At 67.4% G+C, this 4,937-nt stretch carries 5 protein-coding genes; 4 read left to right on the top strand and 1 reads right to left on the bottom strand.

Translation table 11 applies throughout. The features are described 5' to 3' along the window. Nucleotides 1–185 precede the first annotated feature (185 nt). Nucleotides 186–578 carry a hypothetical protein gene (locus E1264_RS40140; RefSeq protein ID WP_132182413.1) on the bottom strand — a complete coding sequence of 131 codons (393 nt, stop codon included), beginning with the start codon at nucleotides 576–578 and terminating at the stop codon, nucleotides 186–188. Nucleotides 579–846: 268 nt separating this feature from the next. On the opposite strand from E1264_RS40140, the gene E1264_RS40135 reads away from it, so the two are divergent. The 4 genes from E1264_RS40135 (at nucleotide 847) to E1264_RS40120 (ending at nucleotide 4,862) form a co-directional block, all read left to right on the top strand. Beyond that, a complete protein-coding gene (locus E1264_RS40135; RefSeq protein WP_132182410.1) occupies nucleotides 847–2,556 on the top strand; it encodes a hypothetical protein in 1,710 nt (569 codons plus the stop codon). Then, the gene (locus E1264_RS40130) at nucleotides 2,553–3,725 is read left to right on the top strand and encodes a serine/threonine-protein kinase (RefSeq protein ID WP_165964629.1); all 1,173 of its coding nucleotides are present in this window, start codon (nucleotides 2,553–2,555) and stop codon (nucleotides 3,723–3,725) included. The genes E1264_RS40135 and E1264_RS40130 overlap by 4 nt, the downstream gene beginning before the upstream one ends. Before the next feature lie 145 nt (nucleotides 3,726–3,870). Beyond that, the gene (locus E1264_RS40125) at nucleotides 3,871–4,173 is read left to right on the top strand and encodes a transposase (protein ID WP_132182406.1); all 303 of its coding nucleotides are present in this window, start codon (nucleotides 3,871–3,873) and stop codon (nucleotides 4,171–4,173) included. Then, nucleotides 4,170–4,862, top strand: a complete 693-nt coding sequence (locus E1264_RS40120) for an IS3 family transposase (protein ID WP_132182404.1) — start codon at nucleotides 4,170–4,172, stop codon at nucleotides 4,860–4,862. The genes E1264_RS40125 and E1264_RS40120 overlap by 4 nt, the downstream gene beginning before the upstream one ends. Nucleotides 4,863–4,937 lie beyond the last annotated feature (75 nt).

Raw genomic sequence — 4,937 nt, 5'->3', positions numbered from 1 at the left:
CTCCCAGCCCGCCACGAGGACCTGCCCGATGACCTCGAAGGATCCTCTCGGCGTCGACCCGTTCACCTCCGCCGACCCCGCCATGCGGATCGAGAATCTGTACCGCACACACCGCGCGACCCACCACTGCATCAGCCTTTACGGCCCGACGCTGTGGACTGAGGAGCAGCACTTCTCCGGAAGGCTCACCGCCCGCCGGGCATCGCCTCGTTGAAGCGCATCTGCAAAGGTTCGAGCTGCTCGCTGAGCTCCCGCGCCTTGGCGGGGTCGGGCGCCCGGATGGCGACGCCGACGATGCTCCGGAGCTGGTCGGCCATGTCGCGGAGTTGTTGGTCGAGGACGCGTGCTCTGGATAGTTCAAGCTGCAGGGCGCAGATGTTGTCTCTCTGGAACGCGTTGCGCTCTGTCACTCGGTCACGCTGGTACTGCTGGTCGCGGAGGCCGATCTCGCGTCTTGCGGCGAGTTTGTCCTTGTAGATCGTCAAGACCGAGGTGATGAGGGAACCGAGCAGGACCCCACGAACCCGAAGATCGCAGAAGCCCATGTTGCAGTACTTGGCCTTTGAGGTGCTCGCCATGTCCGCGTCCGATGTTCCCGGACGTTCTCACCACTGGATTGTTGTCAGGGTCGTGTCGCGCGGCGTTCGGGCAGCGCTGGCTCTCGGTTGGAGATACCGACGGAAGTAGACCCGCACCATGCCGCAATCGGACATGTGTCGTATGACGCAAGAGGCACAGAGAAACCACCCGTAAGTTGAGCGCGTCGTACAGAACGGTCCGTGGGGTTCGGGTAGGGGAGGTCCGTTGGGCGAGGACGTCGAGCGGCAGCTGGCGGATCAGTCAAGAATGATCAGCAATGTCCAAACGGACCTCAAGGCGGTCAGGGGGCGCCTGGTCGAGGTCGGCGAGATCCACCGCAAGATCGGCAAGCTGGAGGAGATTTCCCAGCGCATCACGCGGCTCGAGAACCGGATCGCCGGGTTCGACGCGACCCTCACCGAGATCCGCGATCAGCAGGTGCGCGAGAGCAACCTGGCACGCGCCCGCGCCGAGCGGGCACGGCTGCAGCAGGAGCTGGACACCAGGTTCGCCGGGCGCATGGAGATCCGGGGGCTCGCCAAGAGCCTCATCAGCGATCCCGGGTCCGCCGCCATCCGCCAGCGGGTGCTGGAGCACCGGACGGTGATCGGCGCGGCGGGCTCCTCCGCGCTGAAGGAGATCAACTACTGGCTCGCGCACGCGGTGGTCGCGGTCGCGTCCCAGCATCTCGGGCATGACCACACCACCGCGAAGGCATGGGTTCTGTCCTTCAGCAAGGACAAGGCCAAGAGCGACCTGTTCATGTCGCTGTTCTACTCCAGGCTGGGCGAGCATGCCGCAGCCGCGAGCAGCATGAGCACGTATCTGACGAACATCGACCCGAGGGCGCTCGGACGGGAGTTCTCGCACATCATCAACGCCCTCGCGGAGGGCGAACTCGGTGATGAGGCGCGCTCATACGCCTTCACCGCACTGAACCGGTGGGGACGGACGCTGAGTGCGGGCGGCGGGTCAACGACGGCCTACGGCGCGCAGTTCGACATCTGCCGCAACCATCTGCTGCTCAACAACGAACCGCTGCCCCAGGACGGGTTTTCCGTCCTGCGCCGCCATGTGCCCGGTGAGCAGTGGCTGGAGATCGCGGAGAACTGGCGGTACGCCATCGCGTGCGAGAAGACGGCCGCGGCCTTCCGCGAGCGGTTCGCCGAACTCGCCGACGACATCACCGATGGCTTGGGCCAGGGCGTGCACAGGCACTCCCAGCAGGCGCTGGGAGCCCTCATCGACCAGCCCGAGCCGGACGAGGCCGAGCTGCTCCGCGCCATCCGCTCCAAGGACCTGGTCGAGAAGTGCGGCGGGGACATGAAGCGGGCCACCCAGCTCGAAAGCGAGCTGGGCGACCCGTATGCGGAGGCCAACGACCTGGCCACCTTCCTCACCCAGGCGGCGTTCGAGCCCGAGGCGTTCGGGCTCGTCCCGCAGGCACGGCGGTTCGCGCTCGTCTGTGCCAAGGACTGGATCGCGCGCGTCGGTGGTTCGGTCGCGGCCGAGGCCCGCGCGCACCGCCCGCACCGTGTGACGGTCGAGGTGAACGGCTGGGAGGGCGAGATCGCAGCCGGGGCGTCCGCTAAGGAGGAGAGCGCCCGGCTCACCCTGGAGGTGCGGGAGCACATCGCCGCGACCCGGAAGGCGCAACCACCGGACTCGCGTACGGTCGCCATTGCGGTCGGTGGTGCGGCGCTGCCCTTCGTCGGTTTCTTCCAGGCCACGGGCGTCGTCCGGCTGCTGGTGATCATTGCGGGCATCGCGCTGGTGGTGTACGCGGGCCTGGAACTGTTCACCTACCCGAGGCGGCTTCGGCGGCGGGACGCGGAAATCCTCGAAGAGCAACGCCGTGCGGGCATCACCGTCACCGCCGTGGTCGGGGAGGCCAGCGCACTGCTCCGGATGTGGGACGAGACCGAGCGAGCCGGCCACGCGGAACTGACCAAGGTGTTGGACGGGCTGGCGCCGTGACCCCTCTTCGCCCACCCGGTACGACCATCGCCGGCACCTACCTTCTCGATCACAAGGTCAGCGAGGGCGGGCAGGCCGAGTTGTGGGCGGCCCGGGACCTGCGCGGCAACGACCTGGTCGCCGTCAAACTCTTCAAGGAGATCAGCCCTGCCGCGGCGCGGTTGGCCCGTCGTGAGATCAGCATTCTCGGCGATCTGCCGCCCAGCCCGTACGTGGTGGCGGTACGGGATCACGGCACCGAAGGCGACCTGCTGTTCCTCGTCATGGAATGGATCGAGGGCCGTCCCCTGAGCAACGACAGCCTGCATCGGCCGCGGTTGCAGCAGGTGCAGCGCTGGTGCGTGCAGCTCTGCCGCGGCCTGGCGCTCTGCCACGAGCGTGGTGTCTTCCACCGGGACATCAAACCTGCCAATGTCATGATCACCGAGGCGGGCGACGCCAAGCTGGTCGATTTCGGCATCGCCCGGACGCTCCAGTCGTCACTGACCGCACCGGGTGTCGCAGCAGGGTCTCCCGCCTACATGGCACCGGAACGCTGGCTCGAGCGGGGCGGCGACCACCGCACCGACCTCTATTCGCTCGGATGTCTCATGTATGAGCTGCTGACCGGCGAGCCCCCGTTCGGACCGTGGATCTGGAACACCAACACCGAACAGTTGCGCAACGACCATCTCTACAGGACGCCGGTGCCACCGGCGGCCGGCTTCAGCGGCGTTCCCGAGGCCCTCGACCGGCTCGTGATGGACTTGCTGGCCAAGGAGCCCGGGCACCGGCCGCAGTCCGCTGACGAGGTCATCGTGCGGCTCGACGAGATCGTCCGTCCCACGGCGGGCGCGACCGTCATCGACGCCGAGGGCAGGCCCGCGACCAGCCCGGTGCCGGACGTCCCGCACGTCGACCCCGGATCCCTTGCCGAGCTGCGGGCCGCGGACGCGGCGGTACGCGACGCCCGCCGGCGGTATGGGGAGAACCACCTGCTGACGCTGGAGGCGAGAGCCAATCTCGCTGAATGCATCGCACGCTCGGGCGACCTCGAAGGCGCCGTGCGAACCTACGACGAACTCATCGTTGACTACCAGCGCGAGTGCGGACCGTACGATCCGAATACGCAGCGGCTGATCGAAACCCGAATGATGTGGGTCCTCGGAAAGGTCCCGCCCCCCAAGTAGCCACCGCGTGAAGTGCGGGCCCGCAATCGTGCAACTGCGCGGGAATGAGCCGTACCGGGTTTGGTGAAGTCTGTGATGTGCCCCGGCTTTGGTGGTGTCGGGTCGCTGGAATCCTCGTGCTGTTGATCACGAGGAGAGGCAGCGGATGCCCCGTAGTTATCCCCCCGAGTTCCGCCGCAGGGTGTTGGACCTGGTGAAGTCCGGTCGGCCGGTCAGGCAGGTTGCGGCCGAGCTGGACATGCCCAGCCAGACCATCTACGTCTGGTTGCGCCAAGACCGTATCGACGCCGGCCTGGAGCCCGGCCTGACCTCGTCCGACCACGCTGAACTGGTCGCGGCTCGCCGCCGCATCGCTGAGCTGGAGACCGAACTGACCATCACCCGTCGGGCGGTCGAGCTGCTGAGAGAGGCGGTGCCCCCAAAAGGAAGTTCGAGGCCATCGAGATGATGGCCGCCGACGGGCTGCCCATCGCGGCCTGCTGCAAGATCCTGAACGTGTCAGAGTCCGGCTTCCACATGTGGCGCCGCCGACCGCCCTCGGTCCGCGCGCTGCGGCACGCCTGGCTGACCGAGCGGATCCGGGCCGTCCACGCCGACTCCCGCGGTGCTTACGGCGGCCGCCGCGTGCACGCCGAACTCACCCTCGGCCTGGGCATCCAGGTCGGCCACGGCGCGGTGGAGCTGCTGATGCGCCGGGCCGGTTTGAAGGGCCTGCCCGGGGTGCGGCGGCCGCGGCTCAAGCACCAGACGTCGACCGCCGCGGACCTGGTCGACCGCGATTTCCAGCGCAGCGCACCCAATCAGTTGTGGGTTACCGACATCACCGAACACCCCACCCGAGAGGGCAAGGTCTACTGCTGCGTTGTCCTGGACGTCTACGCCCGCCGCGTGGTCGGCTGGTCCATCGACTCCACCCAGACCGCCGCGCTGGTCACCAACGCGCTGGGCATGGCGATCCAGAACCGGCAACCACCACCCGGCACCCTGATCCACTCCGATCACGGGGTGCAGTACACCTCCTGGGTCTTCACCGAACGCGCCAAGGACTCTGGCCTGGTCGCCTCGATGGGCTCGATCGGTGACTGCTACGACACTCAGTCCATGATCATAACTGTGGGCGTCGTTCCGGTGGCCTGACCCGTGCTATGACTGATCCTCCCTCGGAGTGTCTCTGCGTTGATCTGTCGGCCCCGGAACGACGTCCGTTGTGTG

It is taken from the genome of Actinomadura sp. KC216 (assembly GCF_004348535.1).
Taxonomy (GTDB): domain Bacteria; phylum Actinomycetota; class Actinomycetes; order Streptosporangiales; family Streptosporangiaceae; genus Spirillospora.
The sequence above is the reverse complement of the archived record's forward strand: the minus strand, read 5'-3'. Positions and strand labels throughout refer to the sequence as shown.